Raw genomic sequence first — 16,601 nt, 5'->3', positions numbered from 1 at the left:
GAAAAGGTGTCATCACGCTGTTGTCGAAATACCTTGAGTATTAAGGTATGCGCGGGTTTTAAGATGCAATGCTGCCCACCATTGTATGGCCAGCAAACCTATCGCACAGCCGACGGCAAGTGCTATGGGAATATTGTGCCCGGCAAATTCCAGTTTCACATCTTCAGGGGTAATTTGGTGCGCAATAACGGCTGTTGTACTTAGTGCTACAAACACTAAGGTTTGTAAGCCTAAATGAAAAAACAACACTACTTTTGCCCATCTTGCTTGTATCAAAAGACCCACTAATACCGGAAGTACACCCATAGTTAAAATATCAAATGAGGCGTATTGGGTGGCTCGCCAAAGTGCAATGAGGGTAAAGAGGCTGTATAGCACTATCAACAATAAAATACTAAATGGTCGCTTGTTTTGTGTCATTTTGTTCACTTGATGAGACTGATTTACGGTAGAATATCGCAATTTTGTAGGCAGGGGGAAGTGCGATGACTGAAACACAATTTTGGCAGCTGGTTACGCGCAGTCATGCAGACCAATCGTCAGAGCAATTGGCATTGCAATTACAGCATTCATTAGCTGAATTAGATAACGAATCTTTAAAAGCGTTTGATAAAATTTTCGGTCAACAATTACGCCGCAGTTACACCTGGTCAATTTGGGGGGCCGCTTACATTATCACTGGTTGTGATTCCGATTATGCTTTTGCTGAGTTTCGCTGCTTTATTCTGTCGTTGGGTCAGCAATGGTATGACAAGATTGTCAATGAACCTGATTGTTTAGGTGATTTAGCCGAGTGGCCTTTGAAGGATAATTATGCTTATCCTTTTGTTGAAGACTACGATTTGATCGCGGGTAAGCTTTATGAGGATCGCACTGATGAGGAGTTACCTTTTGTTCCGTCAGGCAGTAAAACGCCAGCGGGAAAAAAGTTCTCGACTAAACCAAAAATACTTAAGCAAACGTACCCTAAGTTAAGTGCACGATTTCCATTTTAGCAAAAAGCCCTTAAATATCAGGGCTTTTTGTTATAATACTTTGGATTAACGACGACAAGTTGATGTTTCGTTATCGTAGGGTAAATCATACTGTTGACAAATTTGTGCCACATATTGGCTTTCAGCTTTGGCTACTTGTTGCGTCAACTGCTTTTCTAATTTCAATTCATATTGCTGTTCGTTTTGCATGACTTGTTCATTTAGCTGTGCGGTATGTTGTGCCAGAGTGTCATTTTCGATTTCACTTGCTTTGCTTGGACTGGCGATGGCCATACCGACAACAGCAGTGGCAAATATGGCGGCTAAAGAAACACGTTTTACAGCATTATTCATTGTTTTCATAGTATCTTATTCCGTAGGATGAGTAGCAATTCGTTACGATGTTAGATCCTTGAACAGTCGTTAACAGTGAAGGTGTTTAATTGTCGATACCGCATACTAGCCTAAGTTTATTGAACGAAAGCTGAACAATTGTGGCATTTATATCAGACTGACTATTTTAGCCATTGCAGCATAACTATGCCTTGGTCAAAAACGGTTATTGATTTAGCTTATGTTAAGCAACGATACAGGTTGTGTTTGTTAGAGTGATGATATTGCCTAAATCGGCCGATTTATGAATCTTGGAGACATTTTATGAATATGAACTATTTACTCATTGCTGGTGTACTTATCAGTAATCTTGCAATCGCTGATGAAGCTGAAGTAACTAGCCCAGTAACCGAGAATGGTATTGTTAAGGTTGAGTGGCAAGACCCTGCAAGTTATCGCGATATTAAATCCTCTAATGAATTGCAATCGCGTTTTGAAAATCGCTTTTTTGAAACCATGACCAAAAATATCAACAAAAAAGCGGAGAAAACATTAAAGCCAAATCAGAAGCTTGTGATGCAGGTCTCGGATGTCGATTTGGCTGGAGACATGCGCCCAACCTTTGGTGCTACTCCGGGTGATTTGCGTGTTGTTAAAGAACTCTACCCACCAAGAATGACTTTCACTTATCAAATTTTAGAAGGTGAGCAGGTCATTATGGCAGGTGATGAAAAATTAACCGACATGGGATTCATGCAACGACTTAATCGTGTCAATGAACGCCCATTTCGTGCAGAAACAACGATGATTGAAAACTGGCTAACACGCACAGTTGCCCCACAGCTTAATCAGGAGATGAGCAATTAGGCGACATTCATACTAAGTGTTGGCTGTGAAAACAGGTAAAGTCCGCTATCAGCGAGTTTTGCCTGTTTTTTTGCTTGTGCACTTAATGTCGATAATTCATGTTCAGTCGCATTGGATGTCACACAAGGGGGCAAAATACCGATACATAAAGAAATTAATGGATGATGTAAGAGCTCTCCTTTTCTATCCTCAGCAAGCATGCTTTGACTCTGCCAATGTTCATCTTGATAAAATGCCTGTTTATGTTGTTCGAACTGGGCAATGATTTGCTGACTATGGTTAAAAGTGCTATCGCAGGTGCATATCATTACAAAATCATCACCGCCAATATGGCCGACAAAACATCGTTCATTTTGATGTGGCATTAAGAGTTTAGCAACAAGTTGAATCACCTCATCACCACGACAAAAACCATAAATATCGTTATATGGCTTAAAGTGGCATAAATCTAAATAAGCCAAGTAAAACGGCTTTTGCTGTGTGCGCAACAATTTCAATTCTTCTTGGATAGGAACATTGCCTGGTAAATTAGTTAATGGATTAGCATGGCGGGCCATTTTAATTCTGTGTTCAGTTATCCGTTGTAAAAGATCTTTAGTGTGGCCAATACCAATCAACTTTTGATTGCGGGTAATAATAAATTGCTGCGCGACAGTGTGCGCCTCTTCAGATGTTAATAATTGACTGACATACGATAAAGGCTCGTTAGCATCAATTTGTAATACCTGTTTATCCATGACCGCGCTTGCAGGGTGGGTTTCATGCAATGCTCGTCCGTAGGGTGTGCTAAATAATTCCAGTAATGTGGCACGATTAATAATGCCTTTGGGGGTATCATCCTCAACAATTACAATTGCTTGTAGTGCAGGCTGCTCAATAAACTGCTGACTTAACTGTTTTAGTTGTGTTTTTGGGGTGGCGACAATGGCATTGTGGCAGATGCTGTCTGCCGTTTCACAATATCGGGTGTGAGGTAATGAAGCCATCACTAACGGCGCTTTAATGTATTCTCTATTCGGCTCTAATTCTGGTCGTCCTAATAAGTATCCTTGACAATAACTCACACCTAACTGAGACAGCATAGTTAACTCAGCTTCAGTTTCTATTCCTTCAGCAATGACCTTGCAGGTTAAGCTTTGACACAAATCAACAATTGATCGAACAAACTCCTGTTTTACCGGAGTAATATCAATTTGATGAATAAAATGACGATCGATTTTGACATAATCGGGGGCTAATTCTGACCATAATCGCAGTCCTGAATATCCAGCTCCTAGATCATCAATTGCGGTTAGAAAACCCTGATTTCTGTAATGATTCAAGCAAGATTTTAATAGATCTATATCGTCAGCGGGATATTGTTCTGACAATTCAATTACGACATCGCTAGGGGATAAGCCTAATTGTTTAATAAGCTTTAAGGTACTGCCTTTAGGATGATTGGGATCAAGTAAGGCCTTTGGCGAAATATTAATGAACAACTTTCCTGGCAACTGACGTTTTTTAAACGCAGTTAATGAAATACTTCTGCAGAGGGTTTCAAGTTCACTGAGTTTACCAAGGTGTTCTGCAGTTTTGAATAAAGGCACAGGTAAATGCAACGGACTATGATCAGGGCCTCGGCTTAGTGCTTCAAAGCCGTGGAGTTTGTTGTTTTTTATATTGAAAATTGGCTGAAAGACGGCATTAATCGTTTGTTTATCAAGAATACTGTCTAAGGCTTGGGATAAATCAACTGAAGGCATAATCTGATCTAATGATGACTGTTAACTCATCATAATCATCATTTATGACAGAATAATGTCGTACTTTAGGGGGATACTTGAATAAATTTAATGATGAATTACTGTGGTTGGCAGAAGTATCCTGCAACAGGGCAACCGCATGAGTGTTCATTAATTGTTCGCCATGCTGAACCCTGCATTTAATACTCCTCTAAGTACACCGTTTTCATCCATGCTCTCTTGTCGATTGTTTGTCGCCGCGTTGATAGGAGCCTCTCAAGGTTTTGCCATCAATCGCAATCAGTTGGCCTTGAGTAATATGATTAAATTTGTACTATATTCAAATGGATATTAAAAATTAAATTTGCAACAAGAAAAGCTTAACATGATAGTGTTATGCTCAAATTATGCGCTAAATGATGGTGAATTGTTTAAAGGAATATATATGAAAGCTATCAAATTGAATCCTATCGTTTTAGGGATATTGGGAGTGATGCTGGCACCTGCAGCCGTTTTTGCCGCCAATGATGATATTGTCAATGAAAGTCAGAGCGAAAAGAGTCAAGCACAAGAAACGACTGCCAGTGATCCAAGTTCAATAGTGCCTAATTTAAAAGAAAACAAAGCACCTCTAACGGTTAATAAGGGCAATTTTGTTGCCGCCCCTATTCCATTTTCAAACCCTACCATAGATTACGGTTTAGCAGGCCTTGTTGGCTATTTTTATCCACAAACTGACGAGCAAAAGTCGGTTCAACCTCCTTCGGTTACCGGTATTGCTGGCTTTTACTCTAGTAACGAAAGTTGGGGGGCCGCCGTTGGTCATGCCAGTTATTGGGATAATAATAACTGGCATTTAAAAGGGGGGGTTGCCTATACCGATTTAAAACTGCCATTAGTTTCAACTGAATTGATTGGCATACCACTTGCGGTTGATTGGGACATTACCGGGTACGGGGCCTTGCTTGAATTAGAGCGCCGTATTAGTGGAAACTGGTTTGTCGGGCTAAATGGCGTTTTTATTGATTTTGAACAGGATTTTAGTGTTGATTTTAGTTCTATTCATTTTGACTTACGCAATGAAATTATTTCAGCAGGGTTGGGAGCAGGGATCATTTATGACTCTCGGGATATGCCCACAAACCCATACGACGGCTACTATTTTAAATTAAATGGCACTGTTTTTAATGATGCCATTGGTAGTGACACTAACTTTGAATCGTATTCATTAGAATTTGATGGTTACTTCCCTGTGCATGAATCCGTCACCGTAGCATATAAATTAAAGGGCTGTATGAAAGAGGGCGAAGTTCCATTATGGGCGGCGTGTCGCTTAGGCTTGCGTGGTTTCTCTGCAACACAATACATGGCGTTAGGCGCAATAGAAACTGAAGCGGAAGCGCGTTGGCGTTTTCATAAACGTTGGGGATTGGTTGGTTTTGTGGGGGCAGGCAAGTTGGATGATGTCAATCATGTTGATAAATCCGACGATATTATTCCGTCATACGGGATTGGTGTGCGTTTTATGTTGCAACCCGCTGAACGAATTAATTTACGCTTAGATTATGCTCGCTCATCAAATAATAATAGTGCGGTTTACTTCTCCGTCGGCGAGGCGTTTTAGCTAAACGGATTTAGGTGTGTAATTGACAGGGCTACCGCATGAGTGATTGGATTTTATACAAAGCGTGAAAATTTATTAAACGAAACGCCGTAAAATCATCCATTATGGCTTAAAAACTGCGTCCATGCAGTTGATTATTCGATTAATAAACTTCCACTAATTGAACGGAAAGTATTCGCGATCTCACCCTGTATCCTGCAATGTTTATACATTGCAGGAATAAAACTATTTACTTTGTAGTTTAAAGGCTTGTAATGTTTGTAACAGCATTGCCAACTTTTTTACAAACGCTTCTAATGTTTCTGGTGCGGTATGGACACTTTCTTGCATAGTTTCAAACTCCGTAGCAAGTTCTTGTACATAGGGTAAGAAACGATTACTTTTTTGAGTAAACCCTTGTTCTTCATTAAAAATAGCGACAAACTTACCATGTCCAGCCTTGCGAAGTTCATCTAAACGATTATCACAGTCAATCGCTTGTCTGTAAGCGACCTGGAGGTTTTCTTTTAACTGTTGCATGACTTTGGTATACGGCATATACATCTCTAAATCTAACGGCACATTTTAGTAAATTATAAGGTTCAGCAATGGATGCAACAAGGAAAATACGCAATTGTTTAAATATGAAGATCACTTTAAAGCATTGCATTGGCCGTGATGTCCTAAATTTTATGATGCAAGGCAAGCTAGTTTTATGGCTGATATTCGCCATACTTAGCGTGCCATTTTCTGCCAGTGCTGCACCTGAAGACAAACCGCCATTTTATAAAATCAGCTGGCATGGGCAATACGCCTTCTTACTTGGATCTATTCATGTCGGTAAAGCTGATTTTTATCCTATGGCTTCGCCAATCGAGAAAGCTTTCGCCAATAGTACCGCTTTGGTGATTGAGGCTGATATAGAAAAAGCCGATACGGTAAGTCTGTTGGCACAATACGGCACAGCATCACCAGAGATGCAGCAAAAAGCACAGCAAAACACTGCTCATTACTGTCAAAAAATGCAGCCTTTGTGTAACGCTATTCAACCCTTTGCTCCGTGGCTACAAGCGGCACAGATTAGCATGGTACGTTTTGCTGGTTTAGGTTATACCGCTGAGCAGGGGGTTGATGCTACATTTTCTGCTAACCGCCAATCAAAAGCATTACTCGAATTGGAAAGTGTGGCCTTCCAATTTGAACTTATTTCCTCTTTTAAAGAAAAAACACAGTTACAAATGCTCGATGAAGCGGTTAATGCTACCGATCATGAAATGATCGAATTAATTCAAGCCTGGCGAACAGGAGATGAGGTCGGGTTAGCCGCTATTATGGAACAGCAAGCGGGTGATGAAGATGAACTGTTAAGTAAGTTATTGTGGCAACGAAATCATAGTATGAGCGATAAAATGTTACTGATGATGCAGCAACAATCAGATGAGCAACTATTCTTTATTATTGGAGCTGGTCATTTAGTAGGGCAACAAAATATACCTGATTTATTGCGTCAACAAGGGGCGACAGTACAGGCCTGTTGGCAACAGCGTTGCATTTAGTCTGTTAAGCCTAGTTGTTAAGGAAATTACATGCCTCAAGAACTAAACCATCAACTGAGAGTATCGTCAAAGAGTCAGGTGGGTTTGAGTGGTCATCAACCTATTATTCGAGTTGATCCAGGCGAGTTTTATATCTCTCAAGCAGATGAACTTATTTATACTCGATTAGGCTCGTGCGTTGCCGCCTGTATTTGGGATCCTGTTGCTGGCGTGGGCGGGTTGAATCATTTTTTAGTCCCAGAAAAGCGCTCGCAAAATGAGTGGAAAGAGTTAACCAGTTTTTCTTGCCGTTATGGTAATTGGGCTATGGAGCAATTAATTAACGCCATCATGTCTAAGGGGGGCAGTCGAAAACGCTTACAGGCCAAAGTGTTTGGCGGCGCGCAAATGACGCCGCATATTAGTATACAAATAGGCCAGGCCAATATTGATTTTGTACGGCATTACCTTGGCTTAGAAAATATCCCTATTGTCAGTGAAGATATGGGCGGGATTTTGCCTCGTAAAGTGTTATTTCACCCTTTATCAGGTAAAGCTCTGATGAAGTCGCTGCCAATGAGTATTGTGTCTAAAGTGAATCATCAGGAGCAAGATTACCTGCAAGCATTAGATAAAAATGATCAAAGCACACAAAATGATATCGAGTTGTTTTAAGTTAAATCGCTTAGGGATTTTTAGCTAAAAAGTGCACATAGCGACCCAGCGATAAGTAGGGCTCTCGCTGTGAATAAAGCAACTCCATCTCTATTAACTGCTGAGTATCAAAATTTGGGGGTAAATGATGCTTTAAATAATCATTGATCACTCTGACACCCGACTGGCATATCATTGTAAGCTGCCATTGATTAAACCACTGACGCACATCCTCAATATACAATGGGTGTGTTGGGGTTAATCCCACCTTCTTTTTGACTTTCATATCACGCATAACATAGTCGAAATTGCCTGACACAAGGCTGTGAAAACGCATGGCTTCTTTGTTATAAAACATCAATGAAAATAGGCCTTGCGGTTTTAATAAGGTCAATAACCCCTGTAACGTGGTTTTGGCATCTATTAGCCATTCAGCCACAGCATGACATAAGATGATATCGAATTGACCGTGCTGTGCAGAACTAAGAGCCTGAATGGGGCTATGGACTAAGGTAATATTGAGTTGCACCTCAGACGCCTCGATTTGTTGTTTTGCTTGGGCAAGCATTTGCTCTGAAATATCGCACAACACGACTTCGTGCCCCATTGCCGCCAGTTTTTGGCTGAGAAAACCAAACCCACCGCCAGCATCAAGAATACGCAGTGGTTTATCACTTAAGGCTGCTATCTGCGGTGCAAGATCGCGCCACAATACAGCGGCTCTGATTTCACCTTTTGGTGTGCCGTAAATATTTTTAGCAAATTTCTGACTCAGTTTATCGAAGTTTTTATCTTGCACTGCAGCATTTCATTAGTAAAAAGAAGCGCTATTTTGCTACGACATTATTAGTCGGTAAAGCAAAATATAATCGGTAAAGTGAAATATGACCGCAAAGTTAACTTTGATTAATATAATTGCGCTTGTATTGTGCTAACAATTTCAATTTTGATGAAATTCTGCGTTATAATGCATCATTGTGGCGCAAACAGCGCCGTTTTGAAAAAGGGTATACACGTTGAGTTTCGATTACAAAATGGATTTAAAAGCGATGCCTTCGCTTTTTACACTTTATCGTAAAATATTTTTTAGTCGTAAGCCTGGTTGGGATCAAAAACCACTGCCAAGTATTGCGATACAAGCTGATAATGTAATGTTATCTGACGATAAGATCCGTCAATACGCCAACGTGTGTGGTTTTGATTTTAATGGCAAAGTCGTACCACCGACATACCTTTATGTGCAGGCTTTTAGATTGCATGCAGTGATATTTACCCATAAAGCGATTACCTTTCCTTTGTTAGGTATGATCCACCTTAAAAACAGTATTAGTGTATTTAGACCTGTTAATTGTAATGAAGTTTTTTCGGTTCAATGCCAGCTACTGAACAGCACCGAAACCGATGCTGGCTTAGAGTTTGTGCTGGAGTCGAATATCTATGTAGGTGATGAACTGGTGTGGCAGGCGCATTCAACTTATTTATATCGCATTGAATCGGCAAAACGTCGTCCTCGTCCGCCCCGCGCATCGGATATGGTCTGGAATGATGTGCAGCAATGGCGTTTAACCGAAGACCTTGGGCGTAACTATGCAAAAGCCTCTGGGGATTATAATTTAATTCACTTGCACCCATTATTGTCAAAACGTTTTGGGTTTGAAAGAGTGCTTGCCCATGGCATGTGGTCTAAAGCAAGATGTATGGCGCATTTGATGCAGTTTGTTGGCGAGCGACCTTTTAAGGTTGAAGTGGAATTTAAACTACCGGTATTTATGCCCTCTGAAGTCACCTTTGCATATGAGTCTCTAGAAAACGGTAAGCGTTTTGAGATGCGAGATGTCAAAGCTAAACGCCCACATTTATATGGACAAATGACCTATTTAGATTAGATTTGATTAGATTATTTGTTTTAAAAAGCACTCTACCGACATGGTCGATAGGGTGTTTTTTTATTGGCTAGGGCACACTGTGTCCCGTAGAGGCTTGCCATATACTAAACCACTGTTGCTTATCCAAAGTGAGGTTATCTGAAGCGACAGCGGTGCGAATACGTTCAATATTACCACTACCAATAATAGGTACAGGTTGACTCGGCAACATTTTTATCCAAGCATAAATAACTTGGCTAATATCTTTAGCGCCGACTTGTTCAGCAATTAAGGTTAAACAGTTTCTTAATCTCACGGCTTGTTCTGTTTGAGCACTGAATAACTCCCCACCACCTAAACATGACCAGGCCATAGGTCGAATACCTAATTGCTGACATTGATCTAGCACGCCATCGTGGATATGCGTCAAGCATTGAACTGAAACTTCAACTTGGTTGGTGATAAGCGGGAAACTTAATTTAGACTGCAATAAATTAAATTGCTGTGGCAAAAAGTTAGATACACCGAAATGCTTTACTTTGCCCTGGTTTTTTAATTGAAGAAAAGCTTCAGCAACTTCATCCGCTTGCATTAATGGATCGGGTCGATGGATAAGTAATGCGTCTAAATAATCGGTGTTAAGTGAGGTTAACGAGCGCTCAACACTCGTAATGATATGTTGTTTACTGGTGTCGTAGTGGTTTACATAACGATTATCAAAGCCACCAAACATGGGCTTAATGCCGCATTTGCTGATAATTTGCATTTTATCTCGCAGATGTGGCGCGATAGCTAGTGCTTCACCAAATAATGACTCACATTCATATACGCCGTAAATATCGGCGTGATCCATACTCGTTACATCTAATTCTAGATACTGCTCTATCAATGTCAGGCGTTGTTGAACATTCATGTTCCAAGCATTCATCCGCCAAAATCCAGCGACAAAACCTGAGAATTCAAAATGAGAAGCTATCATGTCATCCCCTAACTTGAGTGGCTTAATAATGAACACACCCATTAAAAAATGGGTGCGGAATATCTATCTATGTCTTGTATTACCTCAATAGAAGAATATCAATGCCTATTGAGGTTCAGTAACCCTATTTTTGATAAATATGTACATCGCGTTGTGGGAATGGAATGCTAATGCCTTCAGCATCAAAGCGCATTTTCACCGCGCGTGTGATATCCCAATATACATCCCAGTAATCATCTGGCGAAACCCAGGGTCTAACAATAAAGTCGACAGAGGATTCACCTAGCGTATGCAGCTTAACAATAGGTTCAGGAGTGGCTTGTACTTTAGGGTGTTGCTCAACAATGTCCTTTAAAATGGTTTCAGCATGTTCAATGTTATCGCTATAACTGATACCAAAAACCAAATCTACACGGCGCTGATGTTCGGCGGTGATGTTATTGATAGTATCGCCCCAAATCTTGTTGTTAGGCACAATCAGACGTTGGTTATCCAATGTTTTAATTGTGGTAGATACTAAGCTCATGTGACTCACTCGGCCTGTTACACCAGCTGCATTGATTAAATCACCCACATCGAATGGACGATAAATAAGGATCATCATGCCCGATGCAAAGTTAGATAACGTATCTTGTAATGCAAAACCAATAATCACACCCGCAATACCAAAACCGGCTAATAATGGTCCCAATTCAAACCCAAGTTGAGATAATGCGACTAATAAACCAATGGCAAATATGGCTTTACTGGATAATGAAATAAAGAAATCTTGTAATAGCTTACTAAATCTAAGTTTTGACGAGCTAACCGCTTTAGTGGCGATACGTGTTACGACCTTAGCAACCAGACTGCTTAAGAAAATGATTAAGGTAAAGACCACAATTTTGAATGTCACACTTGGGCCATTGTCTAGCGCTTGATCTTTAGCAACATTCATCCAATCTTCAATTAGGCTTGAAGCTACATTAAAGTTCAATACATCTTGAGTAATATCGCCCGACACGCTGAACAGGGTTTGCTTTATATGTGCGGTGTCGATTTGAAACTGGTCTAGCAGTTCAGCAGCAATAGATAAACTGGTACTGTTTTGCTTGAGGCGTTCTTTTAAACTAGTCACTCGCATTTTTTGTTCTGCACTAATGTCTTTACCAGCAGCGGTCGCTTCGGCTACAGCATTTTGCAATTCATTTTGAGTGTAGGTCACTAGGCTTTGTAGTTTATCCGCACGAACGATCAATCTTTGACGTAATGCTTGTTTAATATTACTGACATCAATATTGACCTTTTCAGCCCAATTGATGGTTTGTAACTCAGCTTTAAGGTAATGATCGCGTTCAAACTCACGTGCAGATACTTGCAATAATATCGCTTCGTCATCACTTGAATTTGTCACTGAGCTTTTTAGACGGATAATATCGTTATTGAGGTAATCACCGACTTTGTCTAAAAACGCGAGCTGTGATTGCACTAATGGGGTCACAAAGGCGTAATCAATATTTTCAGCTTTGACCAACTCATCTATTATGCTGCGTAACTCTATGGTTTTATTTTCAATTCTGTATTCAGCAATAGATTTAATTTCACCTTTCGATTGAGGTAATAAATTAACATCTTCTTGGATCATTGCTGTCAACGATGCAATTTTTTGCTGAGTATCAGCACTGACTTGAGATACCTGCTCAGTCGCTTGTGCTGGTATGGCAGGGGGTTCAGCGTTGACGTTAGTTGCCCCGAAAAGGCAGGCTAGGGTTAATCCTAGAGTCAGAACCATGTTACGCATATTGATTTTTCCTGTGAATCGTCTGGAATTTAAGCCGATTTTATAAATAAGAAACTGATAGGAATAATCATAAAGTGTTTGTATTGCATTACCAATAAGCTTTTGGCATTAACGCGAAGTTTACCGCATAATACACCGCAGGATCAGGCGTCACCATTGAAAAAGCATGCATGTATCTCTTTGTTGGACGTTATTATCATTATTAGATTTAATCAAAAGGATTCAATATGTTATTGCAGTGTGCTTTTTGTCATAAAAGCTTTTCGGTGGCAAAGGTAACTCAAACCCGTGGCAAGGGAATTGGTGCGCAAATTCAATGCCCTAAATGTCAAGCTTGGTTGGGACGACATAAAAGTCTTACTGTAGGAAAAATAGCGGGCTTTTATATTGCAGCCTTTGCTGGAGTAGCTGGATATTTTATGGATAACGTGATGCACATTGTTACCCCAACAATTATCTTAGGAGTGATATTGGTTGGGGTTATGCATATAATGGATCATTTAATTTTGATAGAGGCGCCAGAAGATGCCTCGTCACAAGATGTATAAGAGAATCAGGAAATGACCTGCTCTTGGCTAGCCAAGGATGCTTCAACCCAATAAATTCCGCCTAGCACAACAACACCAATTACGATCATAGTGATGATAATGCCGATGTTTTCACGTAGAAAGTTAGCCATGGTCAGTCCTCGTCTTACAAATTACCAGAATATGCTGCAATTTTACGGATATGAGCTTAAGTTTATCTTAAATCACGGCGGCCGCTGGTGTAATTGTCTGTGACTGCACAAAAACAGCCAAAAAGTGATTTGTAACAATCTAGTGGTTGCTTTTTTTTGCGGGTCTTCTAGAATTGTGGCCTTTATTCCACCACATCTGATTCAGGTATATCTGTGAGATTGAGCATTCAGTTGAAGCAACATATTACTATTTGGCTTTGTGCCATATTGGTGGTATTGGCTTTTGCTGCGTCAAATCACAGTGCCCAGCATCATCAAGATGGTGTAAATTCTCATCACTGTACCTTGTGTTTCCACCAGCACCAGCTGAACAAAACACTGACTTCCTTTTCGTTTTCTATTCCGATTCAAAAACAACAATATCAAGTTGATGAAGTTATTTTTTCTGATTTTGAATCTGTCAGCCAGTTTTATTATCACAGTCGCGCCCCTCCTTCCGTCTCGTAAACCCACTAAAAATTATTATTGATTATTTTATTGAATCGTCAGCAGTGTTTGCTTTGACGATCGTGAGTTTATGGTTTTAGCGCCGTTTTAATCGGTTGCGCTAAAACGTAGGAGAATGTATGTCTGTTTTAAAAACACCTTTATCATTAGTTGCTATCGCCTGTGCTTTTGCCCCAATCATTGTAATGGCTGAAGATTCAAGTTTAACTAACCCTAATATCAGTGCTGTTCTTGATGGTTATTATCAAACGGGTGATAGAGGCCTAGATGGTCGTGGTGAAGGGTTTGGGCTTGGAGAAACTGAATTAGCAATCAGTGCCAATATTGATGATTTGTTTTATGGCAAAATGACTGCCATTCTTGCTGTTCATGATGATGAAACAGAAGTCGAATTAGAAGAAGCCTTTATTCAAACAATGGGTTTGGGTGCCGGTTTTGATATTCGTGCAGGTCGCTTTTTATCAGATGTAGGTTACTTGAACAACCAACACCCACACTCGGATGCCTTTGTTGATCGTCCAGGTGCTTACCGAGCCTTTATGGGCGGTCATTACTTTGATGACGGTGTTCGCTTAACCTATGTTGCGCCAACAGAGTTATTTTGGACCATGGGCGTAGAGGTTTTTAAAGGTAATAAAATGCGCGCTGCTGAAGAGCATGAAGAGCATGAAGAGCATGACGACCATAGCATGGAAGAAGAACATGCTGAGCGTGATTACAAAACCATTGGTGTTTACTCGGCTTTTACTAAGCTAGGTGGTGATATTGGTGTCTCTAGTTCTTGGCAATTAGGGTTAAGTTACTTGCGTAACGAAAATGGTATGGGCTTCATTGAAGAAGAAGGTGGTCATGAGCCGCATATTGAAGCAGAGGATGATCATAGTGGTCATAACCATAATGCTGCTTTCACGGGTGAAAACACCTATATTGCTGATTTTGTCTTTAAGTGGGCACCAGATGGTAACTATAAATATCAGCATTTAACATTAAGCGGTGAATATTTTCGCGTCACTGATATTTTCTCATTTGAAGAGCATGAACACGACCACGATATTTTAAGCACTGAGAAGAGTGATGATTATCATCAAGGCTGGTATGTCAGCAGTGTGTATCAATTTAGCCCAAATTGGTCGGCAGGTTTACGTTATGGTGAAGTGGATACTCATGAAGCACATGGTGATCATTTAGATTCTCAAAAGTTAAAAGAAACGGAATTGAGCCTTGCGTGGCATCACAGTCATTTCTCTACCGTTCGCTTACAGTATACCAACCAGAAAGGGACAAACTTTGATGGGTTCGAAGATGATAACATCATCACTCTTCAATACGTTATGACATTAGGAGCTCACGGTGCGCATCAATTCTAAACTGATAAAAGCTGCTGCGGGATTTGCTGCATTAGTCTGCTCATCTGCGGCTCATGCCCAGCTAAATGTATTTGCCTGTGAGCCTGAGTATGCTTCGTTAGCCAAATCTTTAGCCCCTGATGCTGATGTGTATTCAGCAACAACAGCGATGCAAGACCCGCATCAAGTGCAGGCTAGACCTAGTTTGATAGCTAAAATGCGCCAAGCAGACTTAGTCGTCTGTGCTGGCGCGGATTTAGAGATAGGCTGGCTGCCAATGCTGCAAATGAAAGCATCAAATCGCAAGGTTCGTTCAACTGACGAAGGGTTATTTTATGCCGCAGAGCATACTCAAACCTTAGATCAATTGGATAACGTTGATAGGTCAATGGGGGATGTGCATGCCAAAGGTAATCCTCATTTACATTTTGACCCAAACAAAATGCTTGAAGTGGCTGAAGGTTTATCGGCGAAATTAATACAATTAGACCCGCAAAACAAAACCCAGTATGAAACGGCTTTCACACGTTTCAGTGAGCAGTGGCAAGCTAAAATTCCACAATGGCAAGCTCAAGCTGAGACATTGAAAGGCAAAAAAGTGATCGCTTATCATTCTAGCTTTCGCTATTTATTTCAATGGACTGGAATTGAGCAAGTGGCAGATCTTGAGCCTAAGCCTGGCTTAGCACCCACAAGTAGCCATTTAGCCACCTTACTTGCTCGTGCTGAAAAGGGCGATATTATGGCGATTATCGTCGCCTCATATCAGGATGAGCGAGGGGCAAATTGGTTAGGTGAACGTGCCAATTTACCTGTACTAACCTTGCCAATGTCAGTAGGTGGCAACGAACAAAGTACCGATTTAATTAGTCTTTACGATAACGTGTTGGTGCTATTGAACGGGGTGCAATAGCCTATGTTTGATATTGAGCTAGTCTCTATCCTGTTACCTGCCTTTGTGGCAGGTTTGTTGGTGCTTTCAACCCATGTGGTTTTAGGGCAGCAGGTGTTAAAGCGTGGCATTATCTTTATTGATTTAGCCATAGCACAAGTTGCGGCATTGGGCGCCATTGTGTCGCACATTGACCATGATATTGAACAGTTGCCTTTTTCACACGTGTGGATGCCAGCGTTATTTGCTTTAGCAGGTGCGGGAGTTATTGCTTGGATGGCAACTAAGTTTAAAGGCGAGCTTGAAGCATTTATTGGCTGCTTTTATGTTTTGAGTGCGGTGGGGGCCATGTTGTTGTTGGCTAATGATCCCCATGGTGCTGAATTATTAAAGCAGTTAATGTCAGGGCAAATTCTATGGGTGAGTTGGTCGCAATTATTGTTACCAGCTATTGTTTCTGCGTTGATATTAGCGGCAATAGCCATTAAACCTGATTTGCTAGATGGGATTAGCTTTTACTTTTTATTTGCTATGGTCATTACCTTATCTGTTGAGTTAGTGGGGGTATATCTTGTATTTAGTACGTTAATTTTACCTGCATTAGCTTTAAACAAATATTTAGGAAAAGCCAAGTTAGCGTTAGCTTACGGTGTTGGGGTAATAGGGTATATCTTTGGCTTGGCATTATCTGCCAGTTATGATCTCCCTAGTGGTGCAGCGATTGTGGCCACTCTTGCGATAAGTGCCCTTTTGTTTAGGATGACCATATCTCGCATTAATCAGTCCAACGCAGAGGTAACCCGTTAGGCAGCAATTCAGTAACGTTCTTAGGCGAAATCGACATGTTTATTCGGTTTCGCCTT

19 protein-coding genes are annotated in these 16,601 nt (G+C 40.7%); 11 read left to right on the top strand and 8 right to left on the bottom strand.

The window, feature by feature from the left end; genetic code table 11:
• Window positions 1-12 precede the first annotated feature (12 nt).
• On the bottom strand, window positions 13-420 hold the full coding sequence (locus tag NE535_RS11885) for a hypothetical protein (RefSeq protein WP_261298858.1): 408 nt from the start codon (window positions 418-420) through the stop codon (window positions 13-15).
• 65 nt (window positions 421-485) lie between these two features.
• On the opposite strand from NE535_RS11885, the gene NE535_RS11880 reads away from it, so the two are divergent.
• Window positions 486-995 carry a DUF4240 domain-containing protein gene (locus tag NE535_RS11880; protein ID WP_261298857.1) on the top strand — a complete coding sequence of 170 codons (510 nt, stop codon included), beginning with the start codon at window positions 486-488 and terminating at the stop codon, window positions 993-995.
• Between the two features lie 45 nt (window positions 996-1,040).
• Here the strand turns inward: NE535_RS11880 and NE535_RS11875 are convergent, their stop codons facing one another.
• Window positions 1,041-1,337, bottom strand: a complete 297-nt coding sequence (locus tag NE535_RS11875; protein ID WP_261298856.1) for a hypothetical protein — start codon at window positions 1,335-1,337, stop codon at window positions 1,041-1,043.
• Window positions 1,338-1,631: 294 nt separating this feature from the next.
• Here NE535_RS11875 and NE535_RS11870 point away from each other — a divergent pair, with 294 nt between their 5' ends.
• A complete protein-coding gene (locus tag NE535_RS11870; RefSeq protein ID WP_261298855.1) occupies window positions 1,632-2,174 on the top strand; it encodes a DUF3016 domain-containing protein in 543 nt (180 codons plus the stop codon).
• Here NE535_RS11870 and NE535_RS11865 read toward each other — a convergent pair.
• The gene (locus tag NE535_RS11865) at window positions 2,171-3,919 is read right to left on the bottom strand and encodes a GGDEF domain-containing protein (RefSeq protein ID WP_261298854.1); all 1,749 of its coding nucleotides are present in this window, start codon (window positions 3,917-3,919) and stop codon (window positions 2,171-2,173) included. The genes NE535_RS11870 and NE535_RS11865 overlap by 4 nt on opposite strands.
• A 424-nt stretch (window positions 3,920-4,343) precedes the next feature.
• Between NE535_RS11865 and NE535_RS11860 the strand changes: the two genes are divergently transcribed.
• The gene (locus NE535_RS11860) at window positions 4,344-5,522 is read left to right on the top strand and encodes an outer membrane protein assembly factor (RefSeq protein ID WP_261298853.1); all 1,179 of its coding nucleotides are present in this window, start codon (window positions 4,344-4,346) and stop codon (window positions 5,520-5,522) included.
• A gap of 225 nt (window positions 5,523-5,747) precedes the next feature.
• Here NE535_RS11860 and NE535_RS11855 read toward each other — a convergent pair whose 3' ends face one another.
• Entirely contained in the window at window positions 5,748-6,059 is a 312-nt protein-coding gene (locus NE535_RS11855) for a prephenate dehydrogenase (RefSeq protein ID WP_261298852.1), read from the bottom strand.
• 86 nt (window positions 6,060-6,145) lie between these two features.
• Here NE535_RS11855 and NE535_RS11850 point away from each other — a divergent pair, with 86 nt between their 5' ends.
• Both NE535_RS11850 and NE535_RS11845 read left to right on the top strand, forming a co-directional pair.
• Window positions 6,146-7,057: a TraB/GumN family protein gene (locus NE535_RS11850; protein WP_261298851.1), complete on the top strand. Its 912-nt coding sequence runs from the start codon at window positions 6,146-6,148 to the stop codon at window positions 7,055-7,057.
• Between the two features lie 30 nt (window positions 7,058-7,087).
• A complete protein-coding gene (locus tag NE535_RS11845; RefSeq protein ID WP_261298850.1) occupies window positions 7,088-7,711 on the top strand; it encodes a chemoreceptor glutamine deamidase CheD in 624 nt (207 codons plus the stop codon).
• 10 nt (window positions 7,712-7,721) lie between these two features.
• On the opposite strand, the gene NE535_RS11840 is transcribed toward NE535_RS11845, so the two are convergent.
• The gene (locus NE535_RS11840; protein WP_261298849.1) at window positions 7,722-8,489 is read right to left on the bottom strand and encodes a methyltransferase domain-containing protein; all 768 of its coding nucleotides are present in this window, start codon (window positions 8,487-8,489) and stop codon (window positions 7,722-7,724) included.
• Window positions 8,490-8,739: 250 nt separating this feature from the next.
• On the opposite strand from NE535_RS11840, the gene NE535_RS11835 reads away from it, so the two are divergent.
• Window positions 8,740-9,576: a MaoC family dehydratase gene (locus NE535_RS11835; protein WP_261298848.1), complete on the top strand. Its 837-nt coding sequence runs from the start codon at window positions 8,740-8,742 to the stop codon at window positions 9,574-9,576.
• 67 nt (window positions 9,577-9,643) lie between these two features.
• Here NE535_RS11835 and NE535_RS11830 read toward each other — a convergent pair whose 3' ends face one another.
• A complete protein-coding gene (locus NE535_RS11830; protein ID WP_261298847.1) occupies window positions 9,644-10,534 on the bottom strand; it encodes an aldo/keto reductase in 891 nt (296 codons plus the stop codon).
• Between the two features lie 124 nt (window positions 10,535-10,658).
• A complete protein-coding gene (locus NE535_RS11825) occupies window positions 10,659-12,314 on the bottom strand; it encodes a mechanosensitive ion channel family protein (RefSeq protein WP_261298846.1) in 1,656 nt (551 codons plus the stop codon).
• 227 nt (window positions 12,315-12,541) lie between these two features.
• Between NE535_RS11825 and NE535_RS11820 the strand changes: the two genes are divergently transcribed.
• Window positions 12,542-12,862, top strand: a complete 321-nt coding sequence (locus NE535_RS11820) for a hypothetical protein (RefSeq protein ID WP_261298845.1) — start codon at window positions 12,542-12,544, stop codon at window positions 12,860-12,862.
• Window positions 12,863-12,867: 5 nt separating this feature from the next.
• On the opposite strand, the gene NE535_RS11815 is transcribed toward NE535_RS11820, so the two are convergent.
• Window positions 12,868-12,993, bottom strand: a complete 126-nt coding sequence (locus tag NE535_RS11815) for a hypothetical protein (protein WP_261298844.1) — start codon at window positions 12,991-12,993, stop codon at window positions 12,868-12,870.
• Between the two features lie 219 nt (window positions 12,994-13,212).
• Here NE535_RS11815 and NE535_RS11810 point away from each other — a divergent pair, with 219 nt between their 5' ends.
• From NE535_RS11810 to NE535_RS11795, 4 genes are all read left to right on the top strand, one after another.
• Window positions 13,213-13,500, top strand: a complete 288-nt coding sequence (locus tag NE535_RS11810) for an ABC-type zinc uptake system zinc chaperone (protein ID WP_280925432.1) — start codon at window positions 13,213-13,215, stop codon at window positions 13,498-13,500.
• 119 nt (window positions 13,501-13,619) lie between these two features.
• Entirely contained in the window at window positions 13,620-14,867 is a 1,248-nt protein-coding gene (locus tag NE535_RS11805) for a hypothetical protein (protein WP_261298842.1), read from the top strand.
• Window positions 14,851-15,759 (top strand): metal ABC transporter solute-binding protein, Zn/Mn family, encoded by a 909-nt coding sequence (locus tag NE535_RS11800; RefSeq protein WP_261298841.1) that lies wholly within the window; start codon window positions 14,851-14,853, stop codon window positions 15,757-15,759. Before NE535_RS11805 ends, NE535_RS11800 begins: the two co-directional genes overlap by 17 nt.
• A 3-nt stretch (window positions 15,760-15,762) precedes the next feature.
• Complete coding sequence (locus tag NE535_RS11795) at window positions 15,763-16,545, top strand: metal ABC transporter permease (RefSeq protein ID WP_261298840.1); 783 nt, start codon at window positions 15,763-15,765, stop codon at window positions 16,543-16,545.
• Window positions 16,546-16,601: the final 56 nt, after the last annotated feature.

It is taken from the genome of Shewanella holmiensis (assembly GCF_025370255.1).
GTDB classification, from domain to species: Bacteria; Pseudomonadota; Gammaproteobacteria; order Enterobacterales; family Shewanellaceae; genus Shewanella; species Shewanella holmiensis.
Note: the sequence above shows the minus strand (reverse complement) of the source record. Positions and strands in the feature narration are given on the sequence as shown.